General features: G+C 73.5%; 15 protein-coding genes and 1 pseudogene. 9 read left to right on the forward strand and 7 right to left on the reverse strand.

Annotated features, from left to right (window positions below):
* A pseudogene (locus ACSNOG_RS26085) lies at positions 1–66 on the forward strand (phosphoenolpyruvate carboxylase); the annotation flags it as partial.
* Between the two features lie 80 nt (positions 67–146).
* Here the strand turns inward: ACSNOG_RS26085 and ACSNOG_RS26090 are convergent.
* The gene (locus ACSNOG_RS26090) at positions 147–926 is read right to left on the reverse strand and encodes an alpha/beta fold hydrolase (RefSeq protein ID WP_436755151.1); all 780 of its coding nucleotides are present in this window, start codon (positions 924–926) and stop codon (positions 147–149) included.
* A gap of 106 nt (positions 927–1,032) precedes the next feature.
* Between ACSNOG_RS26090 and ACSNOG_RS26095 the strand changes: the two genes are divergently transcribed.
* Complete coding sequence (locus tag ACSNOG_RS26095; protein WP_436755152.1) at positions 1,033–1,428, forward strand: MerR family transcriptional regulator; 396 nt, start codon at positions 1,033–1,035, stop codon at positions 1,426–1,428.
* Between the two features lie 79 nt (positions 1,429–1,507).
* Here the strand turns inward: ACSNOG_RS26095 and ACSNOG_RS26100 are convergent, their stop codons facing one another.
* From ACSNOG_RS26100 to ACSNOG_RS26120, 5 genes are all read right to left on the reverse strand, one after another.
* Entirely contained in the window at positions 1,508–2,266 is a 759-nt protein-coding gene (locus tag ACSNOG_RS26100; RefSeq protein WP_436755153.1) for a succinate dehydrogenase iron-sulfur subunit, read from the reverse strand.
* Positions 2,266–4,020, reverse strand: a complete 1,755-nt coding sequence (gene sdhA / locus ACSNOG_RS26105; protein ID WP_436755154.1) for a succinate dehydrogenase flavoprotein subunit — start codon at positions 4,018–4,020, stop codon at positions 2,266–2,268. The genes ACSNOG_RS26100 and sdhA overlap by 1 nt, the downstream gene beginning before the upstream one ends.
* A 20-nt stretch (positions 4,021–4,040) precedes the next feature.
* Positions 4,041–4,517, reverse strand: a complete 477-nt coding sequence (locus ACSNOG_RS26110; RefSeq protein WP_359103673.1) for a succinate dehydrogenase hydrophobic membrane anchor subunit — start codon at positions 4,515–4,517, stop codon at positions 4,041–4,043.
* 8 nt (positions 4,518–4,525) lie between these two features.
* Positions 4,526–4,906, reverse strand: coding sequence for a succinate dehydrogenase, cytochrome b556 subunit (gene sdhC, locus ACSNOG_RS26115; RefSeq protein WP_436755155.1), 381 nt, complete (start codon positions 4,904–4,906; stop codon positions 4,526–4,528).
* Positions 4,907–5,137: 231 nt separating this feature from the next.
* Entirely contained in the window at positions 5,138–5,785 is a 648-nt protein-coding gene (locus ACSNOG_RS26120; protein WP_436755156.1) for a 2-oxo-4-hydroxy-4-carboxy-5-ureidoimidazoline decarboxylase, read from the reverse strand.
* A 171-nt stretch (positions 5,786–5,956) separates the two neighbouring features.
* Between ACSNOG_RS26120 and ACSNOG_RS26125 the strand changes: the two genes are divergently transcribed.
* The 7 genes from ACSNOG_RS26125 (at position 5,957) to ACSNOG_RS26155 (ending at position 16,532) form a co-directional block, all read left to right on the forward strand.
* Positions 5,957–7,597: a family 20 glycosylhydrolase gene (locus tag ACSNOG_RS26125; RefSeq protein WP_436755157.1), complete on the forward strand. Its 1,641-nt coding sequence runs from the start codon at positions 5,957–5,959 to the stop codon at positions 7,595–7,597.
* 567 nt (positions 7,598–8,164) lie between these two features.
* Entirely contained in the window at positions 8,165–10,291 is a 2,127-nt protein-coding gene (locus tag ACSNOG_RS26130) for a glycosyltransferase (RefSeq protein WP_436755158.1), read from the forward strand.
* Positions 10,292–10,617: 326 nt separating this feature from the next.
* On the forward strand, positions 10,618–11,577 hold the full coding sequence (locus tag ACSNOG_RS26135; RefSeq protein WP_436755159.1) for a DUF4328 domain-containing protein: 960 nt from the start codon (positions 10,618–10,620) through the stop codon (positions 11,575–11,577).
* 34 nt (positions 11,578–11,611) lie between these two features.
* Complete coding sequence (locus ACSNOG_RS26140; RefSeq protein WP_436755163.1) at positions 11,612–12,370, forward strand: RNA polymerase sigma factor; 759 nt, start codon at positions 11,612–11,614, stop codon at positions 12,368–12,370.
* Positions 12,371–12,948: 578 nt separating this feature from the next.
* Positions 12,949–14,373, forward strand: a complete 1,425-nt coding sequence (locus ACSNOG_RS26145; protein WP_436755160.1) for a hypothetical protein — start codon at positions 12,949–12,951, stop codon at positions 14,371–14,373.
* A gap of 204 nt (positions 14,374–14,577) precedes the next feature.
* A complete protein-coding gene (locus tag ACSNOG_RS26150; RefSeq protein ID WP_436755161.1) occupies positions 14,578–16,260 on the forward strand; it encodes an acyl-CoA mutase large subunit family protein in 1,683 nt (560 codons plus the stop codon).
* Positions 16,261–16,313: 53 nt separating this feature from the next.
* A complete protein-coding gene (locus ACSNOG_RS26155; protein ID WP_058045918.1) occupies positions 16,314–16,532 on the forward strand; it encodes a hypothetical protein in 219 nt (72 codons plus the stop codon).
* Positions 16,533–16,550: 18 nt separating this feature from the next.
* Here ACSNOG_RS26155 and ACSNOG_RS26160 read toward each other — a convergent pair whose 3' ends face one another.
* On the reverse strand, positions 16,551–18,095 hold the full coding sequence (locus tag ACSNOG_RS26160; RefSeq protein ID WP_436755162.1) for an alpha/beta hydrolase: 1,545 nt from the start codon (positions 18,093–18,095) through the stop codon (positions 16,551–16,553).
* Between the last annotated feature and the right edge of the window lie 204 nt (positions 18,096–18,299).

An 18,299-nucleotide genomic window follows, 5' to 3' on the forward strand; every position in this document is an offset into this window, starting at 1 on the left:
CCCGTCTTCACGGCCCACCCCACCGAGGCCGCCCGCCGCAGCGTCCTCAACAAGCTCCGCCGCATCCCCGCGCCCCCTCCGCCCAGTGATGCGCCTCACTCAAACACAGGAACGGCCGTTCGTCAGGAAAACCGGCCAAGTGATCGTCAGAGTTCCTTGCGGGCAAGGAAGTCGAGGATCAGCTTCTCCCACTCGCGCGGCTTCTCGGCCATCGGGATGTGCCCCGTGTCGATCTCGGCGTACTCCGCGCCGGGGATCCCGTCCGCCAGGAGACGGGAGTTGGCGGGGGAGACGAGGGTGTCCTGCAAGGTGGCTATCACCAGGGTCGGCACCGAGATCCGGGCCAGGTGGGGCCGGGTGTCGGAGGCCGCGACCACGCCGGCCTGCTCGAAGGCGCCGGCCGGGACGCCCGCGGCGATCAGGTCCAGGAAGGCCGGCACGTGCTCGGCGGGCACGGCGTTGTAGAAGTTCTGGCCGAAGCCGGACAGGGCGACGAACCGGGCGAAGGCCTTGAGGTCACCGTCGGCCAGCAGCTTCTGCCACAGGTACAGCGAGGCCAGTGTGCGGTTGTCCGGCCGGGCCAGACCCGCCGTCAGCACCAGCCCGCGCACCCGCTCCGGGAACCGGGCCGCCGTCCGCACGGACACCAGCGTGCCCAGCGAGTAGCCCAGCAGCGTGAACGTCTCCAGGCCCGCCTCGTCGGCGGCGGCCACGATCCCGTCCACCAGGTCGTCCAGCGTCAGCCGCTCCATACGCGGCGTCGCACCGGAACCGGGGTAGTCGGGCGCCACCACGGTGTGCCCCTCGGACAGCGCCGCCCTGATCGGCGCGTAGTTCCCCTCGATGCTGCCGCCCGCGCCGTGCGCGAGGAGGATGCCGGGGCCGGAGCCGGTGACGGTCGTGGCGAATGCAGGAATCTGTGTCATGGCCAAGAGGTTGCCGTATGACACCAGTGTCAAGGTCAAGTCCCGAGTGCCTTGAGCGCTCCGAGCGTGCCGAGCGTTCCGAGCGCTCCGATGGGGAGAACCGCGCATGCGCATAGGAGAACTGTCCCGCCGGACCGGGGTCAGCCCCCGGCTCCTGCGCTACTACGAGGAGCAGGGCCTGCTCCACTCCGAGCGGGACGCCAACGGCTACCGCAAGTACCGCCCCGACGCCGTCGGCCACGTCGGCCGCATCCGCGAGCTCCTCGGCGCCGGCATGACGACCGGGACCATCCGCACCCTGCTGCCCTGCGCCCAGGGCGGCCCGGGCCTGCACACGTGCGCCCACTCCGCGCGGGTGCTGGAGGACCAACTGGCCCGGGTGGAGGAGCAGATGGCCGAGCTCCGGCGCCGCAAGCGGGCCCTGCTCGGGGTGGCCGAGACGATGCAGGCGCGCCGCCGCGAGGACGAGGCGCTGGCGCGGGCCGCGCTGAAGTCGTTCTGAGCGCCCGGCCCGAGCGGAACGAAAAGGTCCCGCTCCCTCGCGGGAGCGGGACCTTTCCGAAGGCGCGGCGGACCGCAGGTCAGAAGCGGCGCGTGATGAGCGCTCGCTTCACCTCCTGGATCGCCTTGGTGACCTCGATGCCACGCGGGCAGGCGTCCGTGCAGTTGAACGTCGTGCGGCAGCGCCACACGCCGTCCTTGTCGTTCAGGATCTCCAGGCGCTGCTCACCGGCCTCGTCGCGCGAGTCGAAGATGAAGCGGTGGGCGTTGACGATCGCCGCCGGGCCGAAGTACTGGCCGTCGTTCCAGAACACCGGGCACGAGGACGTGCACGCGGCGCACAGGATGCACTTGGTGGTGTCGTCGAAGCGCTCGCGGTCCTCGGCGGACTGCAGGCGCTCGCGCGTCGGCTCGTTGCCCTTGGTGATCAGGAAGGGCATCACGTCGCGGTAGGCCTGGAAGAACGGCTCCATGTCGACCACGAGGTCCTTCAGGACCGTCAGGCCCTTGATGGGCTCGACCGTGATCGGCTTCGACGGGTTGATGTCCTTGATCAGCGTCTTGCACGCGAGGCGGTTCTTGCCGTTGATGCGCATCGCGTCGGAGCCGCAGATGCCGTGCGCGCAGGAGCGGCGGAACGTCAGCGAACCGTCGACGTCCCACTTGATCTTGTGGAGACCGTCGAGGACCCGCTCCTTGGGGTCGATCTCGATCTCGAAGTCCTGCCAGGTGACCTCGTCCGAGACCTCCGGGTTGAACCGGCGGACGCGGAAGGTGACCTTGATGTAGGGCGAGGCCGCGGAGTCGGCCTCGACCTTGTCGAGAGTCGCGGTGCTCATCAGTACTTACGCTCCATCGGCTGGTAGCGGGTCTGGACGACCGGCTTGTAGTCGAGGCGGATCGAGTCCTTGCCGTCCGCGTCGACCTCGCGGTACGCCATGGTGTGGCGCATGAAGTTGACGTCGTCGCGGTTGGGGTAGTCCTCGCGGTAGTGACCACCGCGGGACTCCTTGCGCGCGAGCGCGGACACGGCCATCACCTCGGCCAGGTCGAGCAGGTTGCCCAGCTCGATGGCCTCCAGCAGGTCGGTGTTGAAGCGCTTGCCCTTGTCCTGGACGGACACGTTCTTGTAGCGCTCGCGCAGCTCGGCGATCTTCTCGACGGCCGTCTTGATGGTCTGCTCGGTGCGGAAGACCATGACGTTGGCGTCCATGGTCTCCTGCAGCTCCTTGCGGAGCTCGGCGACCCGCTCCTTGCCGGTGGAGTTGCGCAGCCGCTCGACCTGCTCGGCCACGAACTGCGCGGGGTTCTCCGGCAGCTCGACGTAGTCGGCCTTGGCGGAGTACTCCGCGGCCGCGATGCCGGCCCGCTTGCCGAAGACGTTGATGTCGAGCAGCGAGTTGGTGCCCAGGCGGTTGGCGCCGTGCACGGACACGCAGGCGACCTCGCCGGCGGCGTAGAGGCCGGGGACGACGGTGTCGTTGTCGGCCAGCACCTCGCCCTCGACGTTGGTCGGGATGCCGCCCATGGCGTAGTGCGCGGTGGGCTGGATCGGGATCGGGTCCGTGTAGGGCTCGATGCCGAGGTAGGTGCGCGCGAACTCGGTGATGTCCGGGAGCTTGGCGTCCAGCTGCTCCGGCGGCAGGTGGGTGAGGTCGAGGTAGACGTGGTCGCCCTCGGGACCGCAGCCGCGGCCCTCGCGGATCTCCGTGTAGATGGAGCGCGAGACGACGTCACGGGACGCGAGGTCCTTCATGACCGGCGCGTACTTCTCCATGAAGCGCTCGCCGTCCTTGTTGCGGAGGATGCCGCCCTCACCGCGGGCGCCCTCCGTCAGCAGGATGCCCATGCGCCAGATGCCCGTCGGGTGGAACTGGAAGAACTCCATGTCCTCCAGCGGCAGGCCGCGGCGGTAGCAGGCCGCCTGGCCGTCGCCCGTGAGCGTGTGGGCGTTCGACGTCACCTTGAAGAACTTGCCGGTGCCGCCGGAGGCGTAGATGACCGCCTTCGCCTGGAAGATGTGGATCTCGCCGGTGGCCAGCTCGTAGGCGACCACACCGGCCGACTTCTTGACGCCGTCGACCTCGGTGATCAGCTGGTCCAGGACGTAGAACTCGTTGAAGAACTCCACGCCCTCCTTGACGCAGTTCTGGTACAGCGTCTGGAGGATCATGTGGCCGGTGCGGTCCGCGGCGTAGCAGGACCGGCGGACCGGGGCCTCGCCGTGGTTGCGGCTGTGACCGCCGAAGCGGCGCTGGTCGATGGTGCCGTCCGGGGTGCGGTTGAACGGCAGGCCCATCTTCTCGAGGTCGAGGACCGCGTCGATGGCCTCCTTCGCCAGGATCTCGGCGGCGTCCTGGTCGACCAGGTAGTCACCGCCCTTGACCGTGTCGAAGGTGTGCCACTCCCAGTTGTCCTCCTCGACGTTCGCGAGGGCGGCGGCCATGCCGCCCTGGGCGGCGCCGGTGTGGGAGCGGGTCGGGTAGAGCTTGGTGAGCACCGCGGTGCGGCTGCGCTTGGTCGACTCGATGGCCGCGCGCATGCCGGCGCCGCCGGCGCCGACGATGACGGTGTCGTACTTGTGGATCTTCATGGTGTCGTCAGCCCCGGGCTCTAGCGGATGTTCGGGTCGAAGGTGAAGATCACCAGCGTGCCCAGCAGGACGGTGAACACCGTGGCCGCGTACAGCAGGTTCTTCAGCCAGAAACGGGTCGTCGCGCGCTCCGCGTAGTCGTTGATGACGGTGCGGAGGCCGTTGGCGCCGTGGAGCATCGCGAGCCAGAGCATGACCAGGTCCCAGGCCTGCCAGAACGGCGAGGCCCAGCGGCCCGCCACGAAGGCGAAGCCGATCTTGCTGACACCGCCGTCGAGGACGAGCTGGATCAGCAGGTGGCCGAGGACCAGGACGACCAGGACGATGCCGGACAGCCGCATGAACAGCCAGCCGTACAGCTCGAAGTTCGTGCGGGTCGTCTTCGGGGTCTTCTTGGTGCGCTTGCGGGGCGCCTCGATGACCGGGGCCGGGTTGTCGGCGTCGTAGAGGGAGACGTCGGCCGCGGCGGCGGTGGCGGGGGTGGTTTCAGCAGACATTTCGCGACTCAGCTCCCGAACAGCGTGCGCAGCGTGTGCTGGAGCACGGGGTAGAAGGCGCCTGCCATCAGCACAGCCCAGATACCGACGACCCACCACAGCATCTGCTTCTGGCGCCGCGGGCCCTTGGACCAGAAGTCCACCGCGATGATGCGGAGGCCGTTGAGCGCGTGGAAGAGGATGGCGGCCACGAGGCCGTACTCCATCAGATTCACGACGGGTGTCTTGTACGTCGCGACGACGTCGTCGTACGCCTCGGGGGAGACGCGGACGAGCGCGGTGTCCAGGACGTGCACGAACAGGAAGAAGAAAATGAGGACGCCGGTGACTCGGTGAGCCACCCAGGACCACATGCCTTCCCGGCCGCGGTACAGCGTTCCAGCCGGCACGGAAAACCCTCCGGGAGCGGGGATCAGGGCCTGCCGGCTTCTCTGTCGGTCGGGCCCGGCCGGGTACGGTCCACCGGCCCTGGCCATCGTAGCGACGCCTTGTCGGTTCGGCGTCCCGGGGTCCGCAGGTGTGATCAAACAGGCATGAGCGCGCTCGTCAAGGGCCGGAAGGGGTGTCCCCGAGAGGAATTCCGCACCCACTCTGGCCTGCGACGTCCGTCCGAATGGGTGTTATGTCCCGCACGGCCGGGCGGTACGGGGCCGCATGGGCGGGGTGTCCGGGGCCAGCCGGGCGAGCCGCCCGCGGGCCAGACGGGCGAGCTCCGCGGCGGTGGTCGCGGCCTCCTCGGCCGGGGTGGCGGCGAGCCGGGCGCGCAGGGCGGCCAGGGCGCGGTCCAGGGCCTCCTCCGGGCGGCTGCCGTCCAGGCAGAGCACGAAAACATGGCCGAATCGGGCCTCGTAGGCGGCCTGGGCCCGGCGCAGCGCACTGCGGGCCGCCTCGGTGCGGGCGGGACCGCCGAGGTCGGCGGAGCCGGCGGGGGAGGCCGCGAACAGGTGCTGCGGCGCGCTCTCGTCGGCGAGCGCCTCGGCCAGATCGGCCGGGGCCAGGCCGCGGGCGGCGTGCTCCGCGGTGTTCAGCAGGGTGCGCAGATCGGGGTAGGGGCGCAGGTCGGCGAGGCGGCGCGCCCAGCGGCGGCTGCCGCAGCAGGCGAGGAGGGCGGCCTCGGCGGCGCCGGGCGTGGCGGAGTTGAGCCGGTCGAGGCCGTGGCGGTCGAGGCCGTACAGCGTGATCTCCGAACCTCCGGCAGCAGGCCCGGGGACGCCGGGCGGGTGAACCCGGGGGCACCGGGCGGGTGGGGAGTCAAACCGGGCCGCCACCGTAGCGATGCTTCTCGGCCACCGTCCGGCGTATGGATGAATTTCATTCGGACGGGGGCGGATTCCGGAGCGCGGTGGACATGGGCGGAACGGTCCCGGGGGAAAGAGGACTACCTTCGCCCCATTCGGGCCGAAAGAGCCGTGAAGACTCCGGAAGAGGAGGCTTGCCCCATGGGACCGCGCCTCAGGATGACCAGGGCCTCGGCCGTCCGGGGGACCGTCTGCGCCGGCGTCCTCCTGGCCACCATGACCCTCATGGGCTGCCCCCGGGAGACCGGCACCCGGCCCGGCGGCGACGACTCCCGTTCCCCCGGCGCGTCCACCGCCTCCTCCTCCGCCGTCCAGTCCCGGTCGCCCGCCCGCCAGTCCGCGGCGCAGGCCCCCGTCCCCGCCGGGATCCCCCGCGCCATCCCCGCCGTCCGCTCGGCCGAGGCCGCCCCCGGCCCCGGCTGGCGGCCCTCCGACGGCGCCCGCGTGGTCGCCTCCGGCCCGCTCGCCGACGAGGGCCGCCGCCTGGCCGGCGAGCTCAAGCTCGGCTACGCGGCCGGCCCCGCCCGCGCCGGCGACGTCGAACTCGCCCTGCGCCCCGGCACCGGCCAGGGCCCCCTCGCGGCCGAGGCGTACGAGCTGAGCGCCCGCGACGGCAAGGTGCTCGTCGCCTCGGCGGGCGAAGCCGGAGTGTTCTACGGCACGCGCACCCTCCTGCAAGCCGTGCGCTCCGGCGGCGGGCTCCCCGAAGGCGTCGTGCGCGACGCCCCCGACCGCGCCCAGCGCGGACTCCACCTCGACATCGCCCGCAAGCACTTCACCGCCGAGTGGATCGAGGCCCGGCTGCGCGAGCTGTCCGCCCTCAAGCTCAACCAGCTCGCCCTGCACTTCTCCGACGACCAGGGCTTCCGCATCGAGAGCGACTCCCACCCCGAGATCGTCTCCCCGCAGCGGCTGACCAAGGCCGAGGTCCGCCGCATCGTGGCCCTCGCCGAGTCCCTGCACATCACCGTCATCCCCGAGATCGACTCGCCCGGGCACCTCGGCGCCGTCATCGCCGCCCACCCCACGCTCCAGCTGCGCAACGCCGCCGGCACCGCCGCCCGCGGCGCGATCGACATCGCCAACCCCGACGCCGCCCGCATCGTCGACGACCTGCTGCGCGAGTACGCGCCGCTCTTCCCCGGCCCGTACTTCCACCTCGGCGCCGACGAGTACCGCGCGCTGATGGCCAAGAACCCCGAGGCCTCCTACCCGCGCCTGGCCGCCCGCGCCAGGGAGAAGTACGGGCCGCGCGCCCGCGTCCAGGACCTGGCCACCGGCTGGCTCAACGACCGGGCCGCCCTCGTGCGCACCCTCGGCAAGAAGGCCAAGGCCTGGAACGACGGCTTCTTCCGCGGCGGCGTCGTCGCCGCGAGCAAGGACATCGAGGTCGAGTACTGGACGGGCAAGGAGATCGGCGCCCGCCCGCCGGAGGAGTACCTGAAGGAGGGGCGCACCCTCGTCAACCTCAACGACGAGTACCTCTACTACGTCCTCGGCGAGCCCAACCAGTTCAAGTACCCCACCGGGCAGCGCATCTACGAGCAGTGGTCGCCGCCCGTGCTGCGCGGCACCGTGCCCGTGCCCGGGCAGGCCGGGCCGGACCGGGTGCCGGGCGGCCGGCTCGCCGTCTGGTGCGACCGGCCCGAGGCGCAGAACGCCCAGCAGGTCGCCGACGGCATCCGCCTGCCGCTCGCCGCGGTCGCCCAGCGCCTGTGGGACGCCCGCAAGCCGACACTGCCGTGGCAGGACTTCACGGCACTGGACGCACGGATCCGGTAACGGCCCCGCCGATCGGCAGGGACCCGGCGCCGCCGGGCCCGACTCCCGGCAAACCCTCGCCACCGGGCAGCGCACCGGAAAACCCTCCGCCGCAACGGCGCCCGACCCCCGCGACGAGGGTCCGGCGGGATCGCGGCTCACCGGCGGTGAGCGGGCCTCCTGGGCGGCAGGGGCCGGGTGCGTCGGCAGGCCCGGCTCCCGCCGGAGCCTCGCCGCCGGGCAGCGCACCGCAAAGCCTCCGCCGCAACGGCGCCCGACCCCCGCGGTGGGGGTCGGCGGTATCGGGAGCCGCCGGCGGTGAGCGTGCCTGCCGGGCGGCAGGGGGCCGGCGCGGGGGGCCCGGTTCCCGGTGAACCCTCGTCGCCGGGCAGCGCACCGCAAAGCCCTCCGCCGCTACGACGCCCGACCCCCGCGGTGGGGGTCCGGCGGGATCGGGAGCCGTCGGCGGTGAGTGGATCTCCCCGGGCGGAGCCCACCCCGTACCCCCCGGCGGAGCCGGTGCGTGCGGGGGTCGCCCCGAAGGGCCTAACCTCCGGGAGGAAGCACGCGCATCAGAACGAGGGCCCGATGAAGATCGAATTCCTGCTGCACAACGCGTACGGCATCGGCGGCACCATCCGCTCGACCGTCAACCTCGCCACCGCCCTCGCGGACCGGCACGAGGTCCGGATCATCAGCGTCAACCGGCCCGTGGACGTTCCCGAGCTGGACATCGACCCGCGCGTGCGCCTCACGCCCCTGGTCGACCTGCGCGAGGGCACCGACGGCGACGAGTTCGAGGCGCCCCTCAACCAGCAGGCCAGCGAGATCTTCCGGGACGAGCGCATCGACAACGGCCGGATGGCCGCGACGGCCCTCACCGACCAGCGCGTGCGCGAGCACCTCGCCGCCACCGACGCCGACGTCGTCATCGCCACCCGCCCCAAGCTCATCGGCTACCTCGCGACGTACGGCTCCGACCGCTACCTGCGCCTGGGCCAGGAGCACCTCACGCACGAGGCGCACGTCCCCGAGCTGCACGCCGTGATGGACCCGGCGATCGCCGCCCTGGACGCCTTCGCCACCGTCTCCGAGGCCGACGCCGGGCACTACCGCGAGGCCCTGCCCGACGCCCGCGCGCGCATCCTCTCCATTCCCAACGCGGTCCCCGCCCCCGTCGCGGAGCCCTCCGACGGCACGTCCCGCCTGATCGTCTCCGCCGGCCGCCTCGTCGCCGTCAAGCGTTACGACCGCCTCGTCGCGGCCTTCGCCAAGGTCGCCGCCCAGCGCCCCGAGTGGCACCTGCGCATCTACGGCCGCGGCCCCGCCAAGGCCAAGCTGCGCAAGCAGATCGAGGAGCTCGGCCTCTACGAGCGGATCACGCTCATGGGCGCCCGCTCGCCGATCGAGACCGAGTGGTCCAAGGGCGCCGTCGCCGCTGTCGCCTCCGACGCGGAGTCCTTCGGCATGACGATCGTGGAGGCCATGCACGCGGGCCTGCCGGTCGTCGCGACCGACTGCCCCTACGGCCCGCGCGAGATCCTCACCGACGGCACCGACGGTGTGCTGGTCCCCCTGGCCGGCCCGGAGGCGGGTGAGCAGGCCACCGTCGACGCCTACGCCGACGCCCTCCTGAAGATCACCGGGGACGCCGATCTGCGCGCCCGCCTCGGCTCCGCCGCCCGCGAGACCGCCGGCCGCTACGAGCCCTCCCGCATCGCCACCCGCTACGAGGAGCTGTTCGAGGAGCTGCGCCCGGGCTGCACCACCGCCACCGAGAAGAAGAAGGGCCTGTTCGGCGGCCTGTTCGGCGGCGGCCGCAAGAAGCAGCCGGCCGTGGCCGCGCCCGCCCCCGGCGAGGTCGCCCACCCGGAGGCCCGCTGCGCCGTCGCCGCCGACGGCTCGCTCGTCGTGCGCCTGCGCGCCGACCAGCTCACCGCCGCGGACACGCACCTGCTGCTGCGCCACCGCGGCACCAAGGGCAAGGAGGCCGTGCGCGTGCCGCTCCCGGCCCGCCGCGAGCCCGGCACCTGGGTCGAGGCCCGTCTCGACCGCAGCGCGCACACCCTGCCCGAGGGCCGCTGGGACACCTACGCCGAGCGCTCCGGCGACAAGTCGCGCCGCCGCCTGACCGCCGCCTTGGTCGAGCAGAAGGCCCTGCTCGGGCTGGAGCTGGCGCAGACCGCCGCCGGCGTCGCCGCCGCCGTGCCGTACGAGACGAGCGACGGCTTCCTCGCCGTCCGCACCTGGCTGCGCCCGCAGCACGCCGAGGCCACCGAGGTGCAGGTCGGCGCCGATGCCGTCCGCGTCCGCGTCCGTGCTCACGGCACGGCCCTCGGCGAGGGCGCCGAGCTCATCGCACGGCTGCGCCACGGCGACGGCTCCGCGGCCGACGTGCGGGCGCCGCTCAAGAACGGTTCGGGGAGCCTGCCCTACGAGCCGATGCAGCAGCGGCAGAAGCCGGAGGAGGAGCAGGACCTGTGGGACCTGTGGGTGCGGCCGAAGGCGGGCGCGGCGCTGGTGCGCGTCGGCCGGATCGCCGGTGACTTCGCCGACCGCAAGGGCGTCGACACCTTCCCGGGCGCGGTGCGCGGCGAGGTGCGGCTGCGGCCGTACTTCACGGTGACCAACGACCTGACGATCACGGTCAAGGACGTGGCCAAGGACGCGGCGCAGGACGGTGCCCAGGACGGGGCGCAGGAGGACGCGGCGTAAGCGCACGCATCGGAGGCGGGGCAGGGCGGGGCGGGCCCGGACGGAGGACGGCGGGGGCCGCCACCCCCCACAGGAGAGGCCCCGACCGTCGTCCGGTGCGGACCCTGGTGGGGCCCACACCTCCTACAGCGCCGCAGGCCGTCAATCCGTCACACTGTCATACCGGCGTGCCGGAGGCCCTTTCTGGACGAAGCCGGGTCGCTGCCCGTAACGTGCGGGTCCGCGCCGCTCCAGCGTGCGCCTCTCTCGCTCGTCGTCCCAGTGGCCAGGTCCGGATGAAACCGGACGAACGGGAAAATCGGCCACATTCCAGGGGGTTCTCACCTATGTATCCGTGCGGTCACTGCCGCGCCGTCGCCGTCGGCCCGGACGGCCGCTGCGCCGCCTGCGGCGCCTACCAGCAGCAGGCCGCCATGGCGCCCGCCCCCGCGCCCGGCTACCCGTACGCCCCCGCCATGCCGCAGCCCCCGATGCCCGTCGGCGGCGTCGACCTGCGCCGCGGCCTGCGGATCGCGCTGATGGTCGCGCTCGGGGCGAGCGTGGCGGCGCTGCTGTTCGTCTTCTGGGCCGACACCCAGACGCGCATGGCGCTGCAGGACATGCTCGACAACGGCGTGACCTCCACCACGCAGGAGGACCTGGAGGACACGGACGCCGTGGCCACCGTCTCCTCGCTGCTCTACCTCCTGACCCTGGCCGCCTCGGCCACGTTCTGGGCCATCTGGTTCCGGCGGGCCCGGATCAACGCCGAGTACTTCGCGCCCGGCACCCAGCGCCTGGGCATCGGCTGGGCGGCCGGCGCGTGGTTCACGCCGGTGGTCAACCTCTGGTTCCCCAAGCAGATCGTCAACGACATCTACAAGGCCAGCGCCCCGCACGGCGCCGGCAAGGGCCTGCTGAACACCTGGTGGACCCTCTGGATCGCCTCCGGCGTCTGCAACCTCCTCTCGACGGTGATGAGCCTCGGCGCCTCCACGCGGATCGCCACCAAGGGCTACGACGGCTCCACCTGGCGGGAGGACGTCGAGGCGCTCAAGAACGCGGCCAACGTCTCCGGCCTCGGCACGCTGCTGATGCTGGTCGCCGGCGTCCTCGCGATCTTCGTCGTCCGCCAGCTCTCCCGCCTGCAGGAGCAGCGCGCCATGACGGGCGCGGGCGGACCCGTTCCCGCCGGTGTGCCCTACGGCGCGCCCGGGTATGCCCCCGTGCAGCAGCCCGGCGGCCCCGCGGCCGGCTGGCCCAACCCGCCGCAGAATCCTTACGGCAGCGGGCCGGCGGGCTACTGAGCCACGGAATCTCCGAGTGGTGCAGGATGAGGGCGTGCAGGGGGACGACGCCGAGCTGACGGCCGCGGTCGACGCGGCCCAGGGTGGGGACGAGACGGCATTCCGTACGGTCTACCGCTCCGTGCACCCCCGCCTGCTCGGGTACGTGCGGACGCTCGTCGGCGAGGCCGACGCCGAAGACGTGGCCTCCGAGGCGTGGCTGCAGATCGCCCGCGACCTCGAACGGTTCACCGGCGACGCGGACCGCTTCCGCGGCTGGGCCGCCCGGATCGCCCGCAACCGCGCCCTGGACCACATACGCATGCGCGGCCGGCGCCCCGCCATCGGCGGCGACGAGAGCGAACTCGCCGGCCGGGCCGCCGACGCCGACACCGCCGGCGAGGCCCTGGAGGCCGTCGGCACCGGCAACACCCTCGCCCTGATAGCCCGGCTCCCGCAGGACCAGGCGGAAGCCGTCGTCCTGCGCGTGGTCGTCGGCCTCGACGCCAAGAGCGCCGCCGGGGTCCTCGGCAAGCGCCCGGGCGCGGTGCGCACCGCCGCGCACCGCGGGCTGCGCCGGCTGGCCGAAATGGTGACGTCGGCGACCGACGGCATCGACGGAGCCGACGGCCCGGCCGGCGCCGCGGGGGAGCACGGAACGGCCCCGGCACCCGGCGGCGCCGACCGGCCGGCGGGCAGGCCGGTCACCGACACCGTCCCCCAGCAGCGGCGGGCCCGGCCCGGGTCACACCCCGGAGCGAATGCTTCTGCCGGTGTGACGCAAATGCGTGCGCGGACGCAGAAGGACATGTGATGGCGGACGACCACCGGTACGACTGGCTGGAAGACTGGCTGGACGACGACGCCGTGGAGCGCTTGCTGAGCGGGACCGCTGCCGTCGGACCGGCCGGAGCCTCCGGCAACCCCGCAACCTCCGGAAACAAGCCCGCGCCACGGACGACTCCGGAGCCCGCCGCCCTCGCGGGCGCGGCGGATGCCGCTGCCGTCTCGGGCACCTCGGGTGCGGACGGTGCGGGGGGCGCCGCTGCAGTCTCCGGCGCAGCCGGCCCTGCGGATGCTTTTAGGGCTCCCGAAGCTCCCGGCCACTCCGACGCCTCGGCCGCCTCCCGCGCTTCCGCCCTTCCCGCGGCGGCGGGCGCCGTCTGTGATGGCTCGGCCGGTGCCGCAGGCGGTCCCGTACCGGACGTCGCCTCCGGCAGCCCGGCTGACGCTGCAGCGGGTGCTGCAGCCGGAGCTGCTTCCGGTGGTGGCCTGGCCGGCGCGGCTTCCGGCGCGGCGCCGGGCGCTGCCCCTGGCGCTGCCCCTGGCGGCTCGGCCGGTGCGCCAGGCGGCGCTGTACCGGACGTCGCCCCCGGCGGCCCGGCCGATGCCGTGCCGGGCAACCGGTCGGAGGCCCACGCCGCTCCCGGCGACTGGTCGGATGGCCACCCCGCACCCGGTGATGGGTCGGAGGCCCACGCCGCTCCCGGCGACCGGGCGGATGCCCACGCCGCACTCGGTAACCGGCCGGATGGCCACCCCGCACCCAGTGACCGGGCGGAGGCCAACTCCGCACCCGGTGACCGGGCGGATGCCCACGCCGCACTCGGTAACCGGCCGGATGGCCACCCCGCACCCGGTGACGGGTCGGAGGCCCACGCCGCTCCCGGTGACCGGGCGGACGCCTGCCCCGCACTCGGCGACCGGCCGGATGGCCACCCCGCACCCAGTGACCGGGCGGAGGCCAACTCCGCACCCGGCGACCGGGCGGAGGCCAACTCCGCACCCGGCGACCGGCCGGACGGCCACCCCGTATCCGTAACCCGGCCGGACGGCCACCCCGTGCCGCCCGAGGCCGAGCGGCTTGTCGCCGTGTTGCGGGCGCTCGTGCCGCCGCCCGCCGGTGCTGGGCTGCCCCTGCCGGGGGAGGACGCGGCGGTGGCGGCGTTCCGCGAGGCGCGGGCGGCCGCGGCGGCCGCGCCCGGCTTCGGGGCCGGGCCCGAGCCCGAGCCCGCCGTGCGGCTCGGCGTGCCCGCGAGCCGTCCCGCGGCCGGGCGCGGCTTCTTCCCGCGCTGGCGCCCCGTCAAGGCCGCGCTGGCGATGGCCCTGGCCGGGTGCGCGATCGGCGGCGTGGCGGTCGCGGCCGGCGCGGGCGTGCTGCCCGGGCCGTTCGGCGGCTCGGGCGGGCACCCCGCGGCGGCGCCGAGCGTGTCCGCCTTCGGCGACGAGCGCGCCGGGAACGCGTCCCCCGACGGCAGCAGGCCGCCCGGCGGCACGCCGTCCCGCGGCCCCGACGGCAGCCCGAGCGGCTCCGCGAGGCCGGACGGTTCCGCTTCGCCGACGCCCGGCTCCGGCCGGAGCTCCGCCCCCGCCGACCGGGACAGGCCCGGCGGCTCCGCGTCGCCGTCGCAGCGCCCGGACCGGAGCGACGGCAAGGACAAGGGCGACGACGGCCGCGTCGACGGCACCAAGGCCGGCCCCCTGGCCATCCGCCTGTGCCGCGACTACCTCGCGGCGCAGCAGCGCCGCGACAGCGTCGACGAGGAAGCCGTCCGGACGCTGGAGCGCGCCGCCGGCCTCGGCGACAACGCCGACCTGCGCGCCTTCTGCGAGAGCGTGGTCAAGTCGGCCGACGGCGGCGACCCCGCCCGCTCCGGCACGATCTCCGGCTCCGGCAAGGCCGGCGGCGTGGGTGACGACGGCGGTGACTGGGACAGTCCGGGCCGTCTCTCCCGCCTTGTGCCGCCCGTCCGCAGCGATCCCCGTTTCGGCGTTCCGGCCCCGGGTGTGACGTTTTCCGACCCCGTGGCGCTGTAGGTAGTGAGCCGACTGGTCATCGGCTGCGCACGAGCCGGAGTTCCCCCCATACCGTCGGCTCATGCGCTTCGGCGCGGGCGGGGCTCTTCCCCCGGCTCTGCCCGCGCCCCCCTCTTTCTCACCCGTGTCGGGGCTGCCCCGTGCGCGCCGGTCGGCGCATCCTGTCTGCAGGATGTGCCGAGCAGCAGCGGGAGGCGGGACGCCATGGCGCGCGAACCGGACAGCGGCAGGCCCCACGGCGGTATGCCCCACGGCGGTGTACCCCACGGCGACAGGCCGGGCCCCGGTGCCCCCGGCGCGGCGCGCCCGCCCCGGCTCAGCGAGTCCGGGCAGGCCTTCGAGCCCGTCTACGGCCCCGGCGCCCTCGACGGCTGGGATCCCGCCGAGCGGCTCGGCGCGCCGGGCGCGTACCCCTTCACGCGGGGCGTGTACCCCACGATGTACACCGGCCGGCCCTGGACCATGCGCCAGTACGCGGGCTTCGGCACGGCCGCCGAGTCCAACGCCCGCTACCGGCAGCTCATCGCCCACGGCACCACCGGCCTGTCCGTCGCCTTCGACCTGCCCACGCAGATGGGCCACGACTCCGACGCGGCGGTGGCGAGCGGCGAGGTCGGCAAGGTGGGCGTCGCCGTCGACTCCGTGGAGGACCTGCGGGTGCTCTTCGACGGCATCCCGCTGGGCGAGGTCTCCACCTCGATGACCATCAACGCCCCCGCCGCGCTGCTCCTGCTGATGTACCAGCTCGTCGGCGAGGAGCAGGGCGTCCCGGCGGACCGGCTCACGGGGACCGTCCAGAACGACGTCCTCAAGGAGTACATCGCGCGCGGCACGTACATCTTCCCGCCGAAGCCCTCGCTGCGGCTGGTCGCCGACACCTTCGCGTACTGCGGCGCCGAGCTCCCCAAGTGGAACATGATCTCGATCTCGGGCTATCACATGGCCGAGGCCGGCGCCTCGCCCGCGCAGGAGATCGCCTTCACCCTCGCCAACGGCATCGAGTACGTGCGCACGGCCGTGGCCGCGGGCATGGACGTCGACCGCTTCGCCCCGCGGCTGAGCTTCTTCTTCGTCTCGCGCACGACGCTGCTGGAGGAGGTCGCCAAGTTCCGGGCGGCCCGGCGGATCTGGGCGCGCGTGATGAAGGAGACCTTCGGCGCCCGCGACCCCAGGTCGCAGATGCTGCGCTTCCACACGCAGACGGCGGGCGTCCAGCTCACGGCGCAGCAACCGGAGGTGAACCTCGTGCGCGTCGCCGTCCAGGGCCTCGCCGCCGTCCTCGGCGGCACCCAGTCCCTGCACACCAACTCCTTCGACGAGGCCATCGCCCTGCCGACGGACAAGGCGGCGCGCCTGGCGCTGCGCACGCAGCAGGTGCTCGCGTACGAGACGGACGTGACGGCGACGGTCGACCCGTTCGCCGGCTCGTACGCCGTCGAGTCCCTCACCGATGCCGTCGAGGAGGCGGCCGTGGACCTCATGGGCCGGGTGGAGGACCGGGGCGGGGCGGTCGCCGCCATCGAACAGGGCTTCCAGAAGGCCGAGATCGAGCGCAACGCGTACCGCATCGCGCAGGAGACCGACAGCGGCGAGCGCGTGGTCGTCGGCGTCAACCGCTTCCGGCTCGACGAGGAGGAGCCGTACGAGCCGCTGCGCGTCGACCCGGCCATCGAGGCCCGCCAGCGGGAGCGCCTCGCGCGGCTGCGCCAGGAGCGCGACGGGCGGGCGGTGGAGGCGGCGCTGGCGGCCCTGCGCAAGGCCGCCGCGGGGACGGACAACGTCCTGTACCCGCTGAAGGACGCCCTGCGGGCGCGGGCGACGGTCGGGGAGGTGTGCAACGCGCTGCGGGAGGTGTGGGGGACGCACGTCCCGGCGGACGCCTTCTGAGGGGCTTCCGAGGGCGGTTCTCCGTCTGCTCTGCGTGAGCGACACTGGAGGGTATGTCCGCTCCCCGCCGCGCCTGCCCCGTATGCACCCGCGAGATCGCCGTCGTCGGCGGCCGCTACGCCCGTCACGACCCTCCGGGCCGCCGCCCGGCCTTCTCGTACGAGCTGATCTCCTGCCCGGGCTCGCGCCGCTCGGCCCCGCTGCTGGCGACGGAGCCGCGCCTGTTCGACCCGGAGGAGCCACCGACGGACGGCCAGCAGCAGCTGTTCTGAACATCTGAAACAGGAGCGCTAACCGTCGTTCTCGCAGAGGACGTCCCCGGCGGGCCGCTTGCCCCGGACGAGAAAGTCGCCGACGGCCTTGTCGCTGCAGGCGTTGCCGGTGTCGAGCCACACGCCGTGGCCGCCGGCGTCCACGGAGACGAGACGGGCGCGGTCGCCGAGGGCCTCGCGCATCTTCAGGGCGCCGTGGTGGGGCGTGGACGGGTCGCGCAGGTTCTGCACCATCAGGATGTTGGACGGGCCGCGGGACGTGATGCGGGTGGGCTTCTCGGCCGGCTCGTCCTTCCAGAACGCGCACGGGGTGATCGTCGCCGGCATGCCCGCGGTGAGGGGGTGACGGGCACGGTCCGCGGCGACGGCCCGCTCGTAGGAGGAGACGTCGCGCGGCCAGCTCACGTCGTTGCAGGCGATCCCGGCGAACACGGCCACGTCGCGCTGCGAGAGCGGCTCGGCCAGGGGGTCCGGGACGGTGAGCGGCGCGTCGCCGCCGCTGCGGGCGGCCCGTATCAGCGCGGCGAGGTCGGCGTAGCGCGCGGGGTCGTACAGGCTCATCTGCAGCACCTGCCGCAGTGCGTTGCCGGTCAGGCTGTGCCCCGTGTCCTTGAACACCCGGGGCGTGCGATCGAGCCCGCCCGCAAGCGCGAGGAACATGGGGCGGACGTCCTCGGCCCGCTCGGCGAGCCGGTCCTTGCCACGGGCCGGGTCGGCAGCCCACCGGGCGAAGTCGGGGAAGGCGTCGTCCGCGCCCTGCGCCATATTGGCCAGCCAGCCGCGCGCGACGCGGGTGGAGTCGGGATCGGCGCTGCTGTCGAGCACCCAGCGGTCGGTGCGCTCGGGGAACATCTGCGCGTAAACGGCCCCCACGTACGTCCCGTAGGACACGCCGACGGCCGACAGCTTCCGCTCACCCAGCGCCTGCCGCAAACGGTCGATGTCCCGCGCCTCGTTACGGGTGGACATGCTGCGCAGGACCTCACCCCCGTTACGGGCACACGCCTCCGCGACGCGACGGGCACGGGCGACCCCGTCGGAGATGTCCCCGTCCGGCGCGGGCCACGCCCGGAATTCGACCATCCTCCGGTCCGCCTCGGGCACCCGGCAGTCGGCCGCGGTGCTGCCGCCCACCCCGCGAGGATCGATGCTCACAATGTCATAAGCCCCCTTGGTGGCTTTGCGCACCTTCGCCCCCTGCCGGGCAACCTCCTCCACGCCCGATCCCCCCGGCCCACCGGGAATCAGCAGCAGCGCCCCGCGGCGAGCCTGCGGCCGATCGGACCGAAGCCGGGACACCGCAATGTCGACGGTGGGCCCGGAGGGCTTTCGGTAGTCCAAGGGGACGGGGAGAGTGGCGCATTCACTGCCGGGGGCACTGCCCTCGGCAGTACAGGCATGCCACTTGAGGCCGGGGGAGCGGCGGTCGGGGGAGGCCGCGACGGCCTGCCCGGGAATACTGACGACGGAGGCACAAGCGGCGGCCGACAGAGCAACCGCGAGGGCGGTACGGCGACGTGATCTCATACCCCCAGCCTGCCGAACCCCCCGCCAACTGCCCATGGGGCCACCGCCCGAGACGGGGTGGGGGTAGCCCCATGTCGTCGGGCCCGCGGTGCGGGACAAGCGCCGGTCAGGGGAGGCGCCTTCGGGTTCGGGAATCAACCAGCCCTGGGCGTAAACCGCTTGAGGTTACGCATCAGAGCGCCGAGGGCGGGTGCCGCCAGGGTGGGCGGCGGGCGGCTGTCCCTGGGTGGGGGTTTCAGT

Source organism: Streptomyces sp. URMC 124, from assembly GCF_051386455.1.
GTDB lineage: Bacteria > Actinomycetota > Actinomycetes > Streptomycetales > Streptomycetaceae > Streptomyces.